16 protein-coding genes and 1 pseudogene are annotated in these 16,788 nt (G+C 73.6%); 9 read left to right on the top strand and 8 right to left on the bottom strand.

What is annotated here, in order from left to right; genetic code table 11:
• Window position 1: 1 nt before the first annotated feature.
• Window positions 2-2,065 carry an MFS transporter gene (locus BLR33_RS11890; RefSeq protein ID WP_093784363.1) on the bottom strand — a complete coding sequence of 688 codons (2,064 nt, stop codon included), beginning with the start codon at window positions 2,063-2,065 and terminating at the stop codon, window positions 2-4.
• 200 nt (window positions 2,066-2,265) lie between these two features.
• Here BLR33_RS11890 and BLR33_RS11885 point away from each other — a divergent pair, with 200 nt between their 5' ends.
• Window positions 2,266-3,621, top strand: a complete 1,356-nt coding sequence (locus BLR33_RS11885; RefSeq protein WP_093784362.1) for a peptidoglycan-binding domain-containing protein — start codon at window positions 2,266-2,268, stop codon at window positions 3,619-3,621.
• A gap of 42 nt (window positions 3,622-3,663) precedes the next feature.
• Here BLR33_RS11885 and BLR33_RS11880 read toward each other — a convergent pair whose 3' ends face one another.
• On the bottom strand, window positions 3,664-4,242 hold the full coding sequence (locus BLR33_RS11880) for a hypothetical protein (protein ID WP_093784361.1): 579 nt from the start codon (window positions 4,240-4,242) through the stop codon (window positions 3,664-3,666).
• Window positions 4,243-4,391: 149 nt separating this feature from the next.
• Here BLR33_RS11880 and BLR33_RS11875 point away from each other — a divergent pair, with 149 nt between their 5' ends.
• Entirely contained in the window at window positions 4,392-5,066 is a 675-nt protein-coding gene (locus tag BLR33_RS11875; RefSeq protein ID WP_093784360.1) for an HAD-IA family hydrolase, read from the top strand.
• Window positions 5,067-5,216: 150 nt separating this feature from the next.
• Here BLR33_RS11875 and BLR33_RS11870 read toward each other — a convergent pair whose 3' ends face one another.
• Window positions 5,217-6,380 carry an epoxide hydrolase family protein gene (locus tag BLR33_RS11870; protein ID WP_093784359.1) on the bottom strand — a complete coding sequence of 388 codons (1,164 nt, stop codon included), beginning with the start codon at window positions 6,378-6,380 and terminating at the stop codon, window positions 5,217-5,219.
• A 97-nt stretch (window positions 6,381-6,477) separates the two neighbouring features.
• On the opposite strand from BLR33_RS11870, the gene BLR33_RS11865 reads away from it, so the two are divergent.
• Window positions 6,478-7,077: a TetR/AcrR family transcriptional regulator gene (locus BLR33_RS11865; protein WP_093784358.1), complete on the top strand. Its 600-nt coding sequence runs from the start codon at window positions 6,478-6,480 to the stop codon at window positions 7,075-7,077.
• Window positions 7,078-7,107: 30 nt separating this feature from the next.
• Here BLR33_RS11865 and BLR33_RS11860 read toward each other — a convergent pair whose 3' ends face one another.
• Window positions 7,108-7,689 (bottom strand): TMEM165/GDT1 family protein, encoded by a 582-nt coding sequence (locus BLR33_RS11860; RefSeq protein ID WP_093784357.1) that lies wholly within the window; start codon window positions 7,687-7,689, stop codon window positions 7,108-7,110.
• Between the two features lie 550 nt (window positions 7,690-8,239).
• On the opposite strand from BLR33_RS11860, the gene BLR33_RS11855 reads away from it, so the two are divergent.
• Window positions 8,240-8,926 (top strand): DedA family protein, encoded by a 687-nt coding sequence (locus BLR33_RS11855; RefSeq protein ID WP_245771393.1) that lies wholly within the window; start codon window positions 8,240-8,242, stop codon window positions 8,924-8,926.
• Window positions 8,927-9,174: 248 nt separating this feature from the next.
• Window positions 9,175-10,590 (top strand): family 2B encapsulin nanocompartment shell protein, encoded by a 1,416-nt coding sequence (locus BLR33_RS11850; RefSeq protein ID WP_093784356.1) that lies wholly within the window; start codon window positions 9,175-9,177, stop codon window positions 10,588-10,590.
• 106 nt (window positions 10,591-10,696) lie between these two features.
• Here BLR33_RS11850 and BLR33_RS11845 read toward each other — a convergent pair whose 3' ends face one another.
• Window positions 10,697-11,455, bottom strand: a complete 759-nt coding sequence (locus tag BLR33_RS11845; protein ID WP_093784355.1) for a bestrophin-like domain — start codon at window positions 11,453-11,455, stop codon at window positions 10,697-10,699.
• 22 nt (window positions 11,456-11,477) lie between these two features.
• Window positions 11,478-11,600 carry a hypothetical protein gene (locus BLR33_RS36725; RefSeq protein ID WP_265737030.1) on the bottom strand — a complete coding sequence of 41 codons (123 nt, stop codon included), beginning with the start codon at window positions 11,598-11,600 and terminating at the stop codon, window positions 11,478-11,480.
• 1,326 nt (window positions 11,601-12,926) lie between these two features.
• Between BLR33_RS36725 and BLR33_RS11840 the strand changes: the two are divergent.
• Together BLR33_RS11840 and cutA are read left to right on the top strand one after the other, a co-directional pair.
• Window positions 12,927-13,043 (top strand): annotated as a pseudogene (locus tag BLR33_RS11840) (phosphodiester glycosidase family protein); the annotation flags it as partial.
• A gap of 152 nt (window positions 13,044-13,195) precedes the next feature.
• Window positions 13,196-13,522 carry a divalent-cation tolerance protein CutA gene (gene cutA, locus BLR33_RS11835; protein WP_093784353.1) on the top strand — a complete coding sequence of 109 codons (327 nt, stop codon included), beginning with the start codon at window positions 13,196-13,198 and terminating at the stop codon, window positions 13,520-13,522.
• A gap of 36 nt (window positions 13,523-13,558) precedes the next feature.
• On the opposite strand, the gene BLR33_RS11830 is transcribed toward cutA, so the two are convergent.
• The gene (locus BLR33_RS11830; RefSeq protein WP_093784352.1) at window positions 13,559-14,182 is read right to left on the bottom strand and encodes a nucleoside/nucleotide kinase family protein; all 624 of its coding nucleotides are present in this window, start codon (window positions 14,180-14,182) and stop codon (window positions 13,559-13,561) included.
• A gap of 66 nt (window positions 14,183-14,248) precedes the next feature.
• Between BLR33_RS11830 and BLR33_RS11825 the strand changes: the two genes are divergently transcribed.
• Together BLR33_RS11825 and BLR33_RS11820 are read left to right on the top strand one after the other, a co-directional pair.
• Complete coding sequence (locus BLR33_RS11825) at window positions 14,249-14,908, top strand: O-methyltransferase (RefSeq protein ID WP_093784351.1); 660 nt, start codon at window positions 14,249-14,251, stop codon at window positions 14,906-14,908.
• A gap of 342 nt (window positions 14,909-15,250) precedes the next feature.
• A complete protein-coding gene (locus tag BLR33_RS11820; protein ID WP_093784350.1) occupies window positions 15,251-15,469 on the top strand; it encodes an FmdB family zinc ribbon protein in 219 nt (72 codons plus the stop codon).
• 49 nt (window positions 15,470-15,518) lie between these two features.
• Here BLR33_RS11820 and BLR33_RS11815 read toward each other — a convergent pair whose 3' ends face one another.
• Window positions 15,519-16,760 carry a coiled-coil domain-containing protein gene (locus BLR33_RS11815; protein WP_093784349.1) on the bottom strand — a complete coding sequence of 414 codons (1,242 nt, stop codon included), beginning with the start codon at window positions 16,758-16,760 and terminating at the stop codon, window positions 15,519-15,521.
• Window positions 16,761-16,788: the final 28 nt, after the last annotated feature.

Genomic DNA, 16,788 nt, shown 5'->3' with positions numbered 1-16,788 from the left:
CTCACACGTGCCGGGCCGGGCGGTCGGCGGGGCGGGTGTCCCGCAGCGCGCCCTCGGGGCGGTCGTGGTCGCCGCCGCACAGCTCGCCGCTCAGCTTCGTCAGCAGGGCGGCGAGTTCGGCGTGCCGGTCGGGGTCCCAGTCGCCGAGCAGGTCGGCGAGCACCGAACGGCGGGTCTCCTCCAGCCGCCCGGCCATCGCCCGGCCGTCGTCGGTGAGCACCAGCGGGTTGCCCGAGCGCACCGCGAGGCCTCGCGCCTCGGCCTCCACCGCCGCGTGCTCGATCACCTCGCGCGGCACCGAGGAGTGCAGGGCGAGCTCCACCGGGTCCACCCCGCCCTTGTGCGCCAGGCGCAGCAGCAGCCAGCCGGTGGCCGGGTGGATGTCGGCCCCGGATCTCCGCACGATCCGCACGTACAGGTCGCGCTTGGCCTCGCGGCTGCCCAGCACCGAGAGGCCTCGGGCGATCTCGTCCAGCGAGCTGCGGTCCACCGGGTTGGTGGCCACCGTCTCGCCCGCGTCCGGCGCCGTGACGCTGCCGCGCAGCGGCTGCTCGCGCAGCAGCCAGGACAGCAGGAACGCGAAGCCCGCCACCGGCACCGCCCACAGGAACACGGTGGTGATCGAGTCGGAGAAGGCGTGCAGCACAGGTGTCCTGACAGCGGGGGGCAGCCCCGCGATGGCCTTGGGGTCGGCCTGCAGCCGCGCCGGGTCCACGCTCCCCGCGGCCGGCACCCCGCGCAGCGCGCCCGCCAGCTTCTCCGAGAGCTGGTGGGTGAAGACGGTGCCGAAGACCGAGACGCCGAAGGAGGCCCCGATGGAGCGGAAGAAGGTGGCCCCGGAGGTCGCCGAACCCAGGTCCTGGTAGTCCACCGCGTTCTGCACGGCCAGCACCAGCACCTGCATCACCAGGCCGAGACCGAGGCCGAAGACGAAGAAGTACAGGCTCATCACCCAGGTCGCGGTGCCGACGCCGAGGGTGTGCAGCAGCGCGAGGCCGCCGGTGGTGACCGCGGTGCCCAGGATCGGGAAGACCTTGTAGCGGCCGGTGCGGCTGACGATCTGCCCGGAGACGGTGGACGACAGCAGCAGGCCGACCACCATCGGGATCATGTGCACGCCCGAGAGCGTGGGCGAGTAGCCGTGCACGACCTGCAGGAAGGTCGGCAGGTAGGTCATCGCGCCGAACATCGCGAAGCCGATGATGAAGGAGATCGCCGAGCAGATCAGGAAGGTGCGCACCCGGAACAGCTTCGGCGGCAGCACCGGCTCCTGCGCCCGCCGCTCGATGACCATGAACAGCGCGATCAGCAGGACGCCGGCGACCCCGAGGCCGATGATGCCGGCCGAGTCCCAGGCCCAGGTGCTGCCGCCGAGCGAGGTGACCAGCACCAGGCAGGTCGCGGCCGCGGCCACCACCGCCATGCCCGGGTAGTCGATCCGGTGCTCGGTGCGGCGGGCCGGGATGTGCAGCACCGCGGCGATGACGGCGAGCGCGACGATGCCGATCGGCAGGTTGATGTAGAACACCCAGCGCCAGGAGAGCTGTTCGGTGAAGACCCCGCCCAGCAGCGGCCCGAGCACGCTGGCCGCGCCGAAGACCCCGCCGAACACGCCCTGGTAGCGGCCGCGTTCGCGGGGCGGCACGATGTCGCCGACGATCGCCATGGACAGCGCGATCAACCCGCCGCCGCCCAGCCCCTGCAGGGCCCTGAAGGCGATCAACTCGCCCATGCTCTGGGCCACTCCGCACAGCGCCGAGCCCACCAGGAAGACCACGATGACGGTCTGGAACAGCCGCTTGCGGCCGTACATGTCGCCGAGCTTGCCCCACAGCGGGGTGGCCGCGGTGGACGCCAGCAGGTAGGCGGTCACCACCCAGGACAGGTGGTCGATGCCGCCGAGCTCGCTGACGATGGTGGGCAGCGCGGTGGAGACGATCGTCTGGTCGAGCGCGGCCAGCAGCAGGCCGAGCGCCAGCGCGCCGATCGCGATCCGCACCGACCGCCGGTCCAGCTCCTGGCCCGGTGGCGCGGCCCCCGCGGCGGTGCTCGTGGACTGGGCCATGGACAGCTCCTCACGGTCCTCGCCTCGTCCCCCCGGCATCGGTACTTCATGTTCCCACCCTTTGCCCCGGTATGACCTGCCGGAGTCGTCCGCGGTTGTGCGGGACTTGTGCCGAGGGCCCACACGATCGGCATAATCGGCCCTGACATCGCGCCCGGCGCCGCCGGGGGCGCACGCATGCGCCGGCGGGAGGGGACACAGTGGCGCCGAAGCAGCCGCGGCGGACCGATCGGGGCGGCCCCGCGCAACCGTCGCAACCGCCCGGGTACGGCGAGCCCGCGCCCGCGGACCCGACCTCCTACGGCCGGGGCGACCTGGACGCCACCGCGGCGATCCCCCAGCAGCGCCCGCAGGAGCGTCCCGGCCCGGCCGCCGAGCCGACGAGCGCGTCCCGCCTCCGCCCGGCGGCCGCCGGCTACGCACGTCCCGCGCCCCCCGCCGAGCCCGACACGGCGGTCCTCCCGGCGGTCACGGGCCCGTACCCGCCGTCCGGCCGGTACGGGGACGCCGCCGTCCCGCACCGGCCCCAGGCACCGAGCCCGTACGCGCGGCCGGAACCGCATACGGCGGCCGGCGACACCGCCGCCCTGCCCCGGGTGACCGGCCCCGCGGCCGAGCCGTACCCGGGGCCCGCCGATCCCGACGACCCGGACATGGCGCTGCGGGACGCCGAGCGGTCGGCGGAGCGGGCGGCCGCGCTCGCCGCCACGGAGGGCTTCCATCCGCTGCGGCTGCGGCCGTACGTGGGCGAGCCCGGGCAGGAGCCGGCCGAGAGCACCGTACGGCCGGTGGTCACCGACGACACGGAGGGCGGCGACGGGCCCGCCGAGGAGGACCTCGGCCTGTTCCCCACCGCCTTCGCGGGCGTGGAGTACGGCGCCGACCACGACGGGGCCGAGGCGCGGCGGGCCGAGGCGGCGGCGGCCGCGCGCGGGCGGCACCGCAGGCGCAGACGCAGACTCGTGGTCGCCGCCTCCGCGATAGCCGCCTCCGCGCTGGCCGCGGGCGCGGTCGCGGTCACCGGCCAGGTGATGGGGGACGAGCAGAGCACCCCCGACCGCGCCCTGCCGGACCAGAACAGTTCCATGCCGGACGTCACCCTGCCGAGCAGTGCGGCCAAGGCGTCGGCGAGCGCCGCCCCCGCGCTCACCCGCAGCGCGGCCCCCACCACCGCGGCCTCGCCCAGCACCTCGCCCTCGGGCCCGCCGCCCTCGGCCACCGCGACCGCCCACGGCAGCGCCGGCACCACGCACGGCGCCTCCCCCACCGCGACGGCGACCCCGACCGGCACCGCGTCCGGCTCGGCCCCCGCCTCCCCGACGGCGCCCCCGGTCCTGCGGGAGGGCGACAGCGGCCCGGCCGTGGCCGACCTCCAGCGCCGGCTCCAGCAGCTCGGTCTCTACTACGGCCCGCAGGACGGCCAGTTCAGCCACCGGGTGCAGAAGTCGCTCGCCTTCTTCCAGATGGAGAACCACGTCAGCGACGCCCCGGACGGCAGCTACGACGGCGTCTACGGCCCCAAGACGCGCGCGGCCCTGGAGAAGGCGACGAACTAGCGGCTCCGGTTTCGACGGACCCGGCGGCGGGCCCGCCGTCGCTCAGTGCGGCAGCCGCTCGACGTACTGCAGCAGGCCCCAGGTGAAGTGGGCGAGCACGCGGTGCCCCGTCCCGGGGTCGGTGAGCGAGAGGCGGGCGCGACTGGGGGCGTCGGGCGGCAGCGGGGTGGCCGGCGGGAAGGCGCGGGCGGCGTCGTCCACCGTGCAGGACCACGCCGTGAGGTCGTCGATCGAGGCGAGCCGCGGCGGCTCGGCGCCGGGCGCGCGCACCAGCCACTCGTTGAGGATCACGCCGGTGGACCCGCGCGGGGTGGTGACGACCTCGAAGCGCAACCGCGGCCACAGCGGCAGCGGCCAGAGCGCGGCCCGCAAGGCCATGTCGCCCACCCGCCGCTCCCGCACCGCCTCGGGCGGCCCGAGCGCGGCCCGGTAGCGTGCCTCGCCGCCGGGGTAGGTGCGGGCGTGCAACCGCGCCTGCCACCGCTTGTGCGCCTCGCGCAGCTCGGTCCGGGTGGCCCCCAGCTCGCGCAGCGCGTCCTCGACGAGACCGGGGTTGTGGTCGGCCATCCGCCGCAGCAGGACGAGTTGGAAGTGGTCGGGCCCGAAGCGTTCGGTGGGCATGCCGGCGAGTCTAGAGGGGGGACGGAACCGGGGGTGGCGCCGGCGGCACATCTTTTGTATCGTGGAGGAACAAAGTGGTTCCGCCCGCTTCCCCTGACCGGCGGGCGGGGCCACTGAGTACGCCGCTTGGCCGTCGAAGGAGCCCGTACATGCCGAGGCAGCCGCAGCAGTCCACCGAGCTCCGCGCCCGAGGGCTGCTGCTGGACATGGACGGCACCCTGGTCAACTCCGACGCGGTGGTCGAGCGCTGCTGGCGCCGCTGGGCCGACAAGCACAACCTCGACCAGGAGCACGTGCTGAGCGTCGTCCACGGGCGCCAGGGCCACACCACGATGGCCGCGCTCCTCCCCCACCGGCCGATGGCCGAGAACTACGCGGAGAACGCGCTGCTGCTCGCCGAGGAGACCGCCGACACCGAGGGTGTCGTGCCGATCGACGGCGCGCCGGCCTTCCTCGCCGCCCTCCAGGGCCGCCCGCACGCGCTCGTCACCTCCGCGAGCACCGACCTCGTCGCGGCCCGCATGGGTGCCGCCGGGCTCCCCCTCCCGCCGCACCGCGTCACCGCGGAGTCGGTGAGCGCGAGCAAGCCGGACCCCGAGGGGTTCCTCAAGGGCGCCGCCGCGCTCGGACTCACGCCGCAGGAGTGCGTCGTCTTCGAGGACGCGGAGGTGGGGATCGCAGCCGCGCGCTCCGCCGGGATGCGGGTGGTCGGGGTCGGGGCTCGTGCGGTGGCGCAGCCCGCGACGGTGCACGTGCCCTCTTTGGACCACGTGGAGGTGGCTTTCACCGAGGACGGCGGCTTCGTCCTCACGGTTCGGTCCTGAACGGCTTCCCGCCGTAGGGGCTTCCCACCGCTGCCGGGTGCTGCCCGGCCGTGGGCTCGTCGCGCGGTTCCTCGCCCAGAGCCTCGCCCGGGAGACACCCCCAGCGCCCTTTGCAGCCCCGCCCTTTGCGCCGACGGCGAGGTTTCGGGGTCAGGGGCGGAGGGTGCGCAGACCGTTGCGGATTTCGCCGACGAGGGTCTCGGGCTGTTCCATGGCCGCGAAGTGGCCGCCGTTGGGTGCTTCGGCGTAGTGGATCAGGTGGGTGTAGGTGTCCTCGATCCAGCTGCGCGGCAGGAGGGGGATGTCCTTCGGGAAGACGGTCACCGCGACCGGGAGCGTCAGTTGCGGGCCGGCCATGCTCGCCGACCGGTTCTCCCAGTAGATGCGGGCGGACGACGCCGCGCTGTTGGTGAACCAGTAGAGGGATATCGCGTCGAGCATGTCGTCCTGGCTGAGGGCGTCCTCGGCCAGCCCGTGGTTGTCGGTCTTGGACTGGAACTTCTCGTAGATCCAGGCCGCCTGGCCGGCGGGTGAGTCCGCCAGGGCGAATCCGACGGTCTGCGGCTTCGTGCCCTGGAGGTGGTTGGAGCCGCCGAGTTCGCCGGTGTAGCGGGCGAGGGTGTCCACGGCGTGGCGCTGCCCGGACGTCAGGGTGTCGGGGATCTGCGCGGGAAAGGCGTACTGGGTGTTCAGGTGGATTCCGAGCAGCCCCTCGGGTCGCATCGCCCCCAGGGCGGTGGTGACGACGGCTCCCCAGTCGCCGCCCTGCGCGGCCCACCTCGTGCAGCCCAGCCGCTCCATCAGCTCCACCCACGCGCGGGCGATGCGTGCGACCGTCCATCCGGTCTCCGCGGGCTTCTGGGAGAACCCGAACCCGGGGAGCGACGGGATGACCACGTCGAAGGAGTCGGCGGCGTCCCCTCCGAACGCGACCGGATCGGTCAGCGGGCCGATCAGCTTCAGGAACTCCAGGATCGAGCCCGGCCAGCCGTGCGTGAGCAGCAGCGGCATCGCGTCGGGATTCCGGGACCTGACGTGGATGAAGTGGATGTCCAGCCCGTCGATTTCGGTCAGGAACTGGGGGAAGCGGTTGAGTTCGGTCTCCAGGCGCCGCCAGTCGTAGCCGTGCTCCCAGTAGTCGACCAGGGACCTGGCGTTCTCCAGGCGGACCCCTTGGGACCAGTCGTCCACCGTTTCCGGGTCCGGCCACCGGGTCCCGGCCAGGCGCCGCTTCAGGTCGTCGATCTGCGCGTCCGGGATCGAGACGGTGAACGGGCGGACGAGGGCCGGCTCCTGCTTCGTCGGTGCGGTCATTGCCTTGTCCTCCTGCGTTTCGGAGTACGGCACAACGCTTCGTTGCACACTGGTGTGCAACCTACGTCATTGCACACTGGTGTGCAACAATGCTGCTGTGCCTGCCGAGTCCTCCCGTGCGCGCTCCATGAACGAGACGCGCGACCGCATCCTCGACGTCGCCCTCGATGTGCTGGGCGAGGACCCCGACGCCGGCATGGGCGACATCGCCTCGGCCGCCGGTGTCGTCCGCCGCACCGTCTACGGCCACTTCCCCTCGCGCCTGGACCTGGTCCGGACACTCACGCAGCGGGCCGTCAGCGAGATGACCGCCGTGCTCACCCAGGCCGACACCGCCGGCACGGAGGCGGACGCGGCGTGGGCCGGGTTCGTCGCCCGCCTCTGGCCGGTCGCGCACCGGTACCGGGTGCTGCTCGCGCTGCGCCGCGGCGAGTACGGCGAGACGATCCACGGCCTGCTCGGACCGCTCGACGCCCTCCTCGCCGGCCTCGTGGCGCGCGGCCAGGACGGCGAGGTGTTCGCCGGGCACCTTCCGGCAAGCGTCCTGAGCCAGGTCGCCTACGGCGCCGTGTTCGCCATCGCGGACAGCGACCTGTCGAACGGGGCCGAAGGAGCCCGGGCGGCGGCGATCACGAGCCTGCTGATGCTGGGCGTCCCCGAGGCGCGTGCCGTCGCGCTCGCGGGCGGCTGGCCCTGACCGGCAGGCGGGACCGGCCGCCCGCGCACATCAGCCGGCGGCGGCCTCGTAGAGACTGAAGCCCGCCAGCGCCACCATCACGCCCGCGGCCACCTTCGTGATCAGGGAGAGCGGCACCCGCTTCATCAGCAGCCGCCCGCCGAAGATGCCGAGCGCGGCGACCGCCCACAGGCCGAGCACGGCCCCCAGCGCGACGGAGACGGGGTCGCTGTACCGGGCGGCGAGGTTCGCCGTCATGATCTGCGTGAGGTCGCCGAACTCGGCGACCAGGATGAGCATGAACCCGGCTCCCGCCACCTTCACGAAGCTCTGGTCGGCGGGCGGCTTGATCTCCTCCTCGTCGTCGGCCTTGGAGAACAGCAGCACCGCCGCCCCGCCGAGGAAGAGCACCCCCACCACCCCCTGCACCCAGCGGTGCGGGAGCAGCGTGAGCAGGCTGCCCGCGGCGATGGCGAGCGCGACGTGGACGACGAAGGCGGCGGCCACCCCGGCGAAGACGTAGGACGCGCGGTAGCGGGTGCCGAGCATGAGGCTCGCGAGCGCGGTCTTGTCGGGCAGCTCGGCGACGAAGATCACGCCGAAGACGACGGCGATGACGCTGAGGCTGAGCACGGAAGTCGGTTCCTTGATCGGTCGGGCGGCCGCGCCGATCCGACCACGGACTTCCGAGGGGTCGCTTCGGCACGGCAGCGTCCAGGACACTGCGGCCGAAGGTCTCGCTGGCGGGCATCCGCACCGCCCCCGGGCGCCGGCCCGCCATGGCGCCGTACGCGGGGTACGGGCGGGCGGGCAGTATGTCGACGGTCCGGCGAAGAGCTACTCCCCTTCTGCTGATCACCACCCTACGTCATCCCGCGCCCGCCACGACGGCCCGGCTCACCCGCGCCGCGGCGGCCTTGCGCACACATGATCCGCCACATCTGTGCCGAACTGTTTCCCGGCCGGTATTCCCGCCGTGACCAGCACGTGATTGTCTTTTACGTCACGTGCCCCCGGCGGAACCGCGGGCCCGTACTGGCGTACGCTGTACGGCTGACGGCGGATGAAGATCCGCCGCTCGTGAAGAGGCACCGCTGCATCCGCTCGGGACCCTTCGCTCACGGGCTTGCAGGACCACGAAAGCACCACTCGGGCAGGACTCGGCGAAGGGCAGGAGGCGGCGTTGCTGCACACGCTGGACGTCCTGTTCGAATGGCCGTGGATCTACATCCTGGTGGGCCTGTCGGTGCTGCTCGACGTCTTCCTGCCGATCCTGCCCAGCGGCGTCCTGGTGATCAGCGCGGCCACCACCGGCTCCCGCGGCACCCGCGACGGCCTGCTCGACATCCTCGTGCTGCTGCTCTGTGCGGCCGCGGCCTCCTGCGTCGGCGACCTGCTGGCGTACCGGCTGGCCTGGCGCGGCGGGGCGTGGTACCACCGCCGGGTGTCCCGGTCCCGGAAGCTGGCCGCCGCTCACGAACGGCTCGGCCAGGTGCTCGCCCGCGGCGGCGGCGCCCTGGTGGTGCTCGCCCGCTTCGCGCCCGCCGGGCGCAGCGTGGTGAGCCTGGGCGCGGGCGCCGCCCGCCGCAAGCCGCGCGAGTTCCTGCCCTGGTCGGCGCTGGCCGGGGTCTGCTGGGCCACCTACAGCGTGGGCCTCGGCTGGGTCGGCGGGCACTGGCTGGGCGCGAGCTGGTTCGGCACCCTGATGTCCTTCCTGGCGCTGCTGGCGGCCGGCGCGTTCGCCGCGTACGTCTTCCGCCGCGAGCGCCGCATGGTGCTGGCCTCCGGGGCCGCCTACGCGGCGGTGCCGCTGACGATCCCGCCGCAGGGCCCGCCGCCGGAGCGCGGCGCCGTGGTCGAAGCGCTCTGACGACGCGCTGCTTCCTCCCCGGTTCCTCCCTCGCGAATCGTTTCTCCTCCGCACGGCGGTCCGGCCCTCACGCCGGGCCGTTTTCGCGTACCCGCTGGTCAGCGAGCCGTCGGCCCGTCTTGCGCCCGAGCGGGGGCCGGCTGCTTGCCCGTATTTCGGAAAGTAATCTCACTCGATTCGGCAATAGCCAGCCCCGCGGGCCGCGGAAAGAATGACGGCCGTATCACCCATGACGGGAAGGACGGCACATGTCGGTTGATGCGGGGCAGGAAGCCGCACACATCGATCCGCAGGACGCGCGTACGAGCCTGGACACGGCCGCCGCGCGCACCTTGGCCACCACCACCAAGTCGGCCCCGCAGATGCAGGGCATCTCCTCGCGGTGGCTGCTGAAGGTGCTGCCCTGGGTGCAGGTGAACTCGGGCACCTACCGGGTGAACCGGCGGCTCAGCTACGCGGTGGGCGACGGGCGGGTGACGTTCGTCAAGACCGGCTCCGAGGTCCGGGTCATCCCGCAGGAACTGGGCGAGCTGGCGGCGCTGCGCTCGTTCGGCAACGTCGAGGCGCTCACCGCGCTCGCCGACCGGTTCGTGCAGCGCGAGTTCGACACGGGCGAGGTCATCGCACACGCCGGCGAGAGCGCCGACACCGTCTACCTGGTGGCGCACGGCAAGGTCGAAAAGCTCGGCGAGGGTCCGTACGGGGAGGCGACCCGGCTCGGCGTCCTGGCCGACGGCGACCACTTCGGCGAGCAGGCGCTGCTCGACGGGGACGGCACCTGGGAGTACACCGCGAAGGCGGCCACCCCCACCACGGTGCTCGCCCTGCCGCGTACCGCCCTGTCGTCCCTGCTCGGTGTCTCCGACGCGCTGCGCGGGCACCTGGAGGCGGTGCGCTCCCTGCCCAGGCAGCGGGCGAACCGGCGCGGTGAGGCGGACATCGAGCTGGCCTCGGGCCACAGCGGCGAGCCCGCCCTGCCGGCCACCTTCGCCGACTACGACGCCAACCCCCGCGAGTACGAACTGAGCGTCGCCCAGACGGTACTGCGGGTGCACAGCCGGGTGGCCGACCTCTACAACGAGCCGATGAACCAGACCGAGCAGCAACTCAAGCTCACCGTCGAGGCGTTGCGCGAACGCCAGGAGCACGAGCTGATCAACAACCGGGAGTTCGGGCTGCTGCACAACGCGGAGTACGAGCAGCGGCTCCAGCCGCACGCGGGGCCGCCGCTGCCGGACGACCTGGACGAGCTGATCAGCCGCCGCCGCGGCACCCGCTACCTGCTCGCCCACCCGAAGACGATCGCGGCGATCGGCCGCGAGTGGACGCGCGCGGGCGTCTACCCCGACCCGGTCGAGGTACTCGGCTCCACCGTGCCGGCCTGGCGCGGGGTGCCGATCCTCAGCTGCAACAAGATCCCGATCTCGCCGGCCCGCACCAGCTCGATCATCGCCATCCGCACCGGCGAGGACAACCAGGGCGTGATCGGCCTCAACCAGACCGGCCTTCCGGACGAGTACGAGCCCGGGCTCAACGTCCGCTTCATGGGCATCGACGAGAAGGCCGTCATCAGCTACCTGGTGAGCACGTACTTCTCGGCGGCCGTGCTGGTGCCGGACGCGCTGGGCGTGCTGGAGAACGTGAACGTGGCCAACTGGCGCTGACCGCTCGCGCGCGCCCCTGACCGGGGCCGCGCGGGGTTCTCACCAAGGGCGGCTCCCCCACCCGGGCCGGGGTGGGGGAGCCGCCCTTGTGCGTGCGCGCTTCTCCTCACTGGCGCAGGACGATGTCCTTCAGCGCGCCCGCGCCCACCGCCAGACCGGTCCCGAAGGGCGCGTCGAGGTCCCAGATCAGGAAGAGCAGGAAGGCGATCAGCGCGCTGAAGAGCCCGGCGAGCAGCAACTCCCGTGCGGAGCGCCGGATCTGCAGGGTGAAGATGAGCCCGACGGTCACCAGCGCGCCCACGATCAGGCCGAACCACACCACGCCCGGCATCGTGGCGCCGGCGCTCTGCCCGCGCGAGGCCCGGGCCTGGTCGGCGGCGGCGACCTCGTCCACCAGCGGCTGGTACGCCTGCTGGCCGAGGTCGTCCTTCGGGTCGTAGCTCTCGATGTCGGTGCGCACCTGGGCGAGCAACTTCGTTCCCTGCGGCGAGAGTTCGCCGTGGTCACGCATGTACGGCCACTCGCGGTCGGTGACGTAGCGCGCGTACGCGTCCACGTCCGCCCGCACCCGGTCGCGCACCGGCGCCGGGTAGACCTGCACGCGGGCCTTCACCTCGTGCAGCGCCTGCGCCTCGGCGAGGACATCGGCCTGCGCGCCGCCCCTGCCCTCCCAGACGCCGGCGATCGCCAGACCCAGCACGATCGCGTACACCACCCCGATCATCATCACCATGTACTCGATGACGTCGGGCGTCTCGGTCGGATCGTCATCGGCGGCGATCCGGCGCTGCCTGAGCACCACCACGCTGATCACCACCGCGCACACCGCCACCATGGCGATGATCAGCACCAGCCACTGCGACATAACGTCAACTCCCCCTCGGATGTCAGCGGTTCCTGCGATAGGTGGACGAGCCGGGCCGCAGCACCGCCACGGCGAGCAGTGCGGGCACGGCGGTGAGCAGCATCGTGGTGACGGGGCTGCGCCGGTGCTGCGCGGGCCTGTCCACGGGTTGCGGCGCCGCGGCCTTCCACACGGTCGCCGTCGGCGAAGGCGCGGGTGTGGAGCGGGGCTTGGGCGCCGGCTCGGCCCGCGGCGGCCGGGTGGGCGGCGGCGTGGTGGGCGGTGCGATGGGTGGTGGTGCCTGGACGGGGGCGAGTCGGGGTGCGGGGGTGCGAACGGGCTTGGGTTTCGGGGTGGTCGGGGGCTTGGTCGGCGGCAGGTGGCTGTGGGTCGGCTCGGGTGTCGGGGTGCTGGGCGGGGGCGGTGGAGGTGGGGGCGGAGGTGGCGGTGGGGGCGGCTTCCTGTGCGGGTGGCACGGCCGGGCCCAGAACGGCAGCTGCTTGTCCGGGGGTTGAGCGTGGCCGTGCCCGCCGCTGCCGCCGAACGGCCAGTGCGGGTCGGATGCCCAGGGCCACCACCAGCCGCACAGCGGCGGCCACGGGTGCCGGTGCGGGTGCGGGCGCGGCGTGGCGCGCGGCTTCGGATGAACGTGCGCCGGCGGCTTCGGTTTCGGCTCGGATTGCGCACCTTCCGGCGCAGTCCACGCCGGGTCCGCCTTTTGCGGGCTGCTCGCGTGCGGCTTCGGTTCCGGGTGCCGCTCGGAACGCGCGCCTTCCGGCAGAGTCCGGGACGAGTCCCCCTCGGGACGGCTGCTCGCGTGCGGCTTCGGAAGCGGCTTCGGCTCGCTGCTCGGGTGCGCACGCGGCTCCCGATCCGTCTGCGTAACCGGCGTCGGATGCCGCATCGGCGGCGAACTCGTCTCCGGTGCCGAACTCCCGCGCACAGACGGCTTGTTCGGCGCGCGCGACGGCGTACGGGCGAATGGTGGCGGGGACAGGACGGGTTGCGGGGGGCGCGCGGCAGGCGAACTGCCGGGCCCCAACGGTGGATCGGAGCTCGTGCAGGCGCGTGGCACGCGTATGGCGTCGTGGCAGTGGTGCCGGGCGGCGGCAGCGGCGTACCCGCCGCCCAGCCCCCAGGACGCCGCTGCCATCACCACGACGAGCGCCGCGCCCATGCGGGCGAGCCTCCCCCTTGCTGTGGTCACGCCTCCATGGTTCGCACCGTTTCCCCGCGAACCGCCGCCTACACCCTCCGTTCACCCATTCGGGTAATGATCGGCCCAAACCCGCAGAGGCCAGGCGCACCAGCGCACCCCGGCGCCAATCCGTGCGCCCCTCCGCCCGGTTGAGCCGCGCTCTGCCGCACACGACCCCGACCGGGCCGCGCGCCTCGGGCACCCCGGGGGCAACTCCCGCTCCGCGCCCGACGTTCAGAGCCCGTTCATGGCCACAGGGTCCGGGCGTGGCCCGCGGCGGCTGCCACCCAGGCGCTCAACTTCGACGGCGGCGGCTCCACGGCGATGGCCGTGGACGGCGACCTGGTCAACCACATCTCCGACGCCAGGGGCGAGCGCCCGGTCGGCAACACGGTCCAGGTCCTGCCGTAGCCGTCCTGCTTTCACCGCCCTGTCGCAGCTGTCCTGTCACAGCTGTCCTCCCGCAGCGGTCCCGCCGGGGCGGTCCGGCCGTGGCGCGAAGCCAAGCCCGGGGGTGCCGTCGCGGATACGCTCGGACGGCCATCGTCCTCGCGGAGGTACCCGTGCCCGGCCACATCACCGTCCTGACCACGACCGACAGCCCCGACCGCGCGGCCGACCTGGCCCGCGCGGTCGTACGGCAGCGCGCCGCCGCCTGCGCGCAGATCGACGGCCCGATCCGCTCGGTCTACTGGTGGCAGGGCGAACTGCAGGAGGAAGAGGAGTGGCGCGTGCTGTTCAAGGCGCCCGCCGACCGCTACCCCGCCCTTGAGGCGGCGATCAAGGCCGCCCACACCTACGACACCCCGGAGATCATCGCCGCGCCCATCACCCATGCCAGCACCGAATACCTCGCCTGGCTCGACACGGAGACGGCTCCCCGGGACTGAACCCCCGCCCCGCCCCGGTTGGGCCCCGGGCGGGCCTCAGCCCAGGGTCACCACGCGGCTGCAGTGGGCACGGCCGGACTCGGCGCGCAGGGCGTTGGGGCGCTCGCTCGCCGCGATGAAGGCCATCGCCTCCTCCTGGCTGCGGCCGCCGATGACGTGGCGGTGCAGCAGGCGCTGCTCGCGCAGGTGCCGCGGGGCCTCGACGTACCAGAGTTCGTCGAGCAGGTCGCGGACCTCCGCCCAGTCCTCGCCGTCGTCGGCGAGGTAGTTGCCCTCGGTGACCACCAGCCGCGCCTCGGGCGGCACGACGAGGCCCGCGGCCACGGGCTCGTCCAGGCTTCGGTCGAAGTCCGGTGCGTAGACGGGCCGTTCGCGCGCCGCCCGCAGCCGGCGCAGCAGATGGACGTACCCGTCGACGTCGAACGTCTCGGGCGCGCCCTTGCGGTCGCGCAGCCCCAACCGGTCCAGCTGCGCGTTGGACAGGTGGAACCCGTCCATCGGCACACAGGCCGCCGTGCCGGGGCCGAGCCGGGCGTCCACCTCCGTCACCAGGTGCCGGGCGAGCGTCGACTTTCCCGCCGCCGGGGCGCCTGCCAGGCCGAGCAGCACCCGGCGGCCTGGAATGCTGGGCACCAGAGCGACCACGTCATCCACGAGCATCCGGTCAGCCTAGGGCCAAATGCGGTACGGCCCCGCCGGTCCGGATCACCGCACCGGGAGAAGACCGTGTACGAGACGAAGAACCCGCAGCTCACGCCCGAGCTCTACGCCTACGTCCTGGCGCACAACCCGCCGCTGACGCCCACCCAGCGGGCCCTGGTGGACACCACCCACCGTGAACTCGCCGACGTGGCCGGCCTGCAGACCGCCGAGGAACAGGGACCGCTGCTCTCCTTCCTGGTCAGGCTCACCGGCGCCCGGCAGATCGTGGAGATCGGCACCTTCACCGGCTTCTCCACCCTCTCGATGGCACAGGCGCTGCCCGAGGGCGGGCGGGTCATCGCCTGCGACGTCTCCGAGGAATGGACCGCGGTCGGCCGCGCCGCGTGGGCGGACGCGGGCGTGGCCGACCGGATCGACCTGCGGATCGCCCCCGCGCTGGAGACGCTCCGCGCCCTTCCCGAGGGGCCGTGGATCGACCTGGCCTTCCTCGACGCCGACAAGGGCTCCTACATCGACTACTGGGAGGAGCTGGTGCCGCGGATGAACCCCGGCGGGCTCCTCGTCGTGGACAACACGCTCTTCCACGGTGAGGTCACGGACCCTGCCGCGGGCGGGGGCGCGGCGGCGATCCGTGCGTTCAACGATCACGTGCGGGCGGACGACCGCGTGGACGACGTGCTGCTGACGGTGGCGGACGGGACGACGCTGGCCCGGCGGAGGTAGCGCTGCACAGCAGGTCAGCCCCGGCGGTAGCACGTCCGCCGGGACGCCTGCCAAGGCTGTGGACAACTCCGCGCCAGCGCTCGTCGCAGGCCGGTACCGTCCCCTGGAACGGCCCTGGCCCGGCCGGGAGACAGCTCTGTTCCGGCCCCGGAACTGCCCGGACCCGACCCTGGTCCAGCCCGGGCACAGCCCTGTTCCCGCCCCGGTTCAGCCCCTGGCCAGCCCCTGGCCAGCCCCCGGTCCGGCCCGATCCGCAGCCGCCGCGGGCGGTTCCGTACCGCTCCACCCGAGTGGCCTGTGGACAACCGCGGAAGGGGCGATGCGGCGGGCTAAAGTGAGCGCATGCCTCGTTACGAATACCGCTGCAAGGCGTGCGGCTACACCTTCGAGCTGCGCCGCCCCATGTCCCAGTCCGACGCTCCCGCCCCCTGCCCGCGCGGCCACGCGGACACGGTGAAGCTGCTCTCCACGGTCTCGGTCGGTGCCGGCGCGTCCGGCAGCGGCGCCGCCGAGTCCGCGGGCGGCGGTGGCGGCTGCTGCGGCGGGGGCTGCTGCGGCTGACGGCTTGCCGGCAGGCGGCTCGTGGTGCGGGCCCCGGCCGGAGCCGTAGTCAGCGGCCGGCTGCCCGGTCCTCGCGGATGTTGGCGACGACGCGGTTGGCGGTCTCGCGGACCGCAGCGGTCTCGGTGAGGAAGGCCCAGTAGTCCGGGTGGCGGCCCTGGAGGCCGGCCAGGGCGCGGTCGAGGCGGGCCACGGCGTCGTCCAGCGGGCGGGCGTGGCGCGGCTCGGGCGTGCTGCGGCCCTGCATGGCCAGCCGCTGGGCGTCACGGATGGCGAACCGGGTCCGCTCGACCTCGCCCTTGGGGTCCTTGCTGACCTCGTTGAGCCGCCGCAGCCGGTCGCCCGCGGCGGCCACGGCGCCGTCCACGTCGTCCATCAGGGCGCGTACGGTCGCCAGGCGCGCGGTGGCGTCGGCCCAGCGCTGCTCGGCGCGGGCCTTGCGGGCCTCGGCGAGCGCGTCCTCGGCCTGCCGCACGGCCTGCGCGGCCTGGTCGGGCACGGCCTGGAGGTCCTGCCAGCAGGCCGCGGAGAAGCGGCGGCGCAGCTCGCTGAGCACGGGCGCGACGCCCTCGGCCCGGGTGCCGAGCGCTTGGACTCGGGTGCGCAGCGACACCAGGCGCTTGTCGATCTCCTCGGCCTGGTGCGGCAGCCGCTCGGCCTCGGCCCGCACCGCGTCGGCGGTGCGCCGCATCTCGTCGGCGCGGCGGACGGTGTCCTGGACGCCGTGCTTGCTCGCGCCCTCATTGAGCTTGGTGAGCTCGGGGCCGAGGGCGGCCAGACGGGCCGCGAGGTCGTCGGCCTTGAGCCCGGCGGCGCGCACGGTGTCCAGCGCCTGGCTCGCCGCGAGCAGCGACTGCTTGGCGCGCTCGCGGGCCGGGGCGAGCCGGGCCAGCTGCGTCTCGGCCTTGCCCAGCAGCGGGGCCAGGCCCGCCTGGAAGCGCTCCAGCTCGGTACGGGTGTTGACCAGCTCGTCCTTGGCGCGGGTCAGCTCGCCGCGGGCGCGGGACGCCTCGCCGTGCTCCAGGCCGTCGCGGTCCAGGTCGTGGGCGTCCACGGTGGTGATGTAGGCGGCGCTGACCCGGTCGATCTTCTCGCCGAGGGCGCGGAAGCCCTCCAGGGCGCGGCGGGCCTCGGGGGTGCTGTCGACGGCGGAGATCGTCTCGATGGCGATCTCCAGCTCGCGCTGGGCGGTGTCCAGCTCGTAGAACGCCTGGGCGGCCGCGTCCTTCGCGGCCTGCGCCTCCGCACGCCCGTTGTCGCCGCGCCGCCACCACGAACGTGCCGTCGTCACAGTGACACTCTCTCCCCGTGCTCGCCGC

The organism is Actinacidiphila guanduensis, from assembly GCF_900103985.1.
Lineage (GTDB): Bacteria > Actinomycetota > Actinomycetes > Streptomycetales > Streptomycetaceae > Actinacidiphila > Actinacidiphila guanduensis.
Note: the sequence above shows the minus strand (reverse complement) of the source record. Positions and strands in the feature narration are given on the sequence as shown.

What these genes read in the sequence shown, in the direction of transcription:
- BLR33_RS11890 (WP_093784363.1), bottom strand. Translation starts at nt 2,065, where the DNA reads ATGGCCCAGTCCACGAGCACCGCCGCGGGGGCCGCGCCACCGGGCCAG.
- BLR33_RS11880 (WP_093784361.1), bottom strand. Translation starts at nt 4,242, where the DNA reads ATGCCCACCGAACGCTTCGGGCCCGACCACTTCCAACTCGTCCTGCTG.
- BLR33_RS11875 (WP_093784360.1), top strand. Translation starts at nt 4,392, where the DNA reads ATGCCGAGGCAGCCGCAGCAGTCCACCGAGCTCCGCGCCCGAGGGCTG.
- BLR33_RS11870 (WP_093784359.1), bottom strand. Translation starts at nt 6,380, where the DNA reads ATGACCGCACCGACGAAGCAGGAGCCGGCCCTCGTCCGCCCGTTCACC.
- BLR33_RS11850 (WP_093784356.1), top strand. Translation starts at nt 9,175, where the DNA reads ATGTCGGTTGATGCGGGGCAGGAAGCCGCACACATCGATCCGCAGGAC.
- BLR33_RS11845 (WP_093784355.1), bottom strand. Translation starts at nt 11,455, where the DNA reads ATGTCGCAGTGGCTGGTGCTGATCATCGCCATGGTGGCGGTGTGCGCG.
- BLR33_RS11830 (WP_093784352.1), bottom strand. Translation starts at nt 14,182, where the DNA reads ATGCTCGTGGATGACGTGGTCGCTCTGGTGCCCAGCATTCCAGGCCGC.
- BLR33_RS11820 (WP_093784350.1), top strand. Translation starts at nt 15,251, where the DNA reads ATGCCTCGTTACGAATACCGCTGCAAGGCGTGCGGCTACACCTTCGAG.